Annotated in this window: 2 protein-coding genes; both read left to right on the top strand. The window is 68.9% G+C overall.

What is annotated here, in order from left to right:
• A partial coding sequence (locus tag ACWDO5_RS35345; protein WP_450534624.1) for a transposase occupies nucleotides 1-188 on the top strand: 188 nt, incomplete at its 5' end.
• Between the two features lie 379 nt (nucleotides 189-567).
• Nucleotides 568-1,653: a S1 family peptidase gene (locus ACWDO5_RS35340; protein WP_450534623.1), complete on the top strand. Its 1,086-nt coding sequence runs from the start codon at nucleotides 568-570 to the stop codon at nucleotides 1,651-1,653.
• Nucleotides 1,654-1,805: the final 152 nt, after the last annotated feature.

The raw sequence follows: 1,805 nt of genomic DNA, 5'->3' as shown, positions 1-1,805 counted from the left end.
ACAACCGCCGCAAAGCCATCATCGAACCCGTCTTCGGACAGATCATGACCTGCCAGAACGGCCGCCAGCTCCTCCTGCGCGGCGAAGACGGCGCCTGCGGCGAGTGGCGTCTGCTGGCCGCCTGCCACAACCTCCGCAAGATCTTCCGGCACGCAGGGACGGCAGGGATCGCCGCCCTGGCCGGCTGACCGGCCGGGCCTCCCCGGCCACGTGACGAGCCCTGCTGGCCGGACACCCGGCCGACACGGCCCCGCCAGAGCCCCACAGGCCCGGACAGGGCCGCCGCAACCGATCCGCCGGTCACAGCAACGAAGCCGCTTGCTCGTTACCGACCCACGCTCCTAGTCCTTACGCGCCGCCCATGGCCTGGTTGCACGCGGTGTTCGCAAACGAAACCGACCAGTGGGGACGCTTCCCGTGAAGGCCCTGTGAACGCAGTCGTGTTGTCGTGTGCGCGTCCTGAAGTCGACCTTGTGTGCTACCAGTCGGTATCGGAATAGTGGGCGCCTCATCCTCCGTTTCCTGGCACCCCACTTGCCCGGACACGGCCCCCACAGGAGGTCGATCTTGAAGCACCGACGCATACCCAAAAGGAAAGCGGCGATCGCAGGCGGCGCGGTCGTCGCACTGGTAGCCGCGGGCGTCACCTTCCAGAGTGCGAACGCCAGTGACGACACTGACCAGTTCGTCGCCAAGACGCTGTCCGCGGTAGCGGCCGGAAACCTTGCTTCCACCCTCAGCAAGGACCTGGGCACCGACGCGGCCGGCACGTACTACGACGCCGACGCCAAGTCCCTCGTGGTGAACGTCGTCGACGAGGCGGCCGCCGAGACCGTGCGCAAGGCGGGCGGCAAGGCCAGAATCGTGGAGAACACCCTCGCCGAGCTGAAGTCCGCCCGGCAGACCCTCACCGTCAAGGCGACCATCCCCGGCACCTCCTGGGCCGTCGACCCGGTCACCAACAGGGTCGTCGTCACTGCCGACCGTACGGTCAAGGGCGCGGCGTGGGACAAGCTCAGCCAGGTCGTCAAGGGCTTGGGCGGCAAGGCCGAACTGAAGAAGTCCGCCGGGGAGTTCAAGCCCCTGATCGCGGGCGGCGACGCCATCCACTCCGGCGGCGGACGCTGTTCGCTCGGCTTCAACGTGGTCAAGGACGGCGAGCCGCACTTCATCACCGCCGGACACTGCGGGCAGGCCGGCAGCGAGTGGTCCGACTCGGCGGGCGGCGCGGCGATCGGCTCGATGGTCGACTCGCAGTTCCCCGAGAACGACTTCGCGCTCGTCAAATACAGCGGCAGCACCGAGCACCCGAGCGAGGTCAACCTCTACAACGGCAGCTCGCAGGCGATCACCAAGGCGGGTGAGGCGACTGTCGGCATGCAGGTGCAGCGCAGCGGCTCCACCACCCAGGTGCACGACGGTGAGGTCACCGGGCTCGACGCCACGGTGAACTACGGCAGCGGCGACATCGTCAACGGCCTCATCCAGACCACGGTCTGCGCCGAGCCGGGCGACAGTGGCGGCTCGCTCTTTGCGGGCGACACCGCGATCGGTCTGACCTCGGGCGGCAGCGGCGACTGCTCCTCGGGCGGCGAGACCTTCTTCCAGCCGGTGCCGGAAGCGCTGAGCGCGTTCGGGGCCGAGATCGGCTGACAGCTCCCTCGTCTCTCCTCGGTCCGGCCCGCCGCAGACAGATCCGCGGCGGGCCGGACCGCGTTACGGGCTGGCCGCGCTTCCGCGAATCGGCACGTGTCGCCATCGAGCCGGCCGGGGAGATCAGATCGGAAGAGCGGCGGGGAGGGAAA

This window comes from Streptomyces sp. NPDC000880, assembly GCF_053599675.1.
The sequence above is the reverse complement of the archived record's forward strand: the minus strand, read 5'-3'. Positions and strand labels throughout refer to the sequence as shown.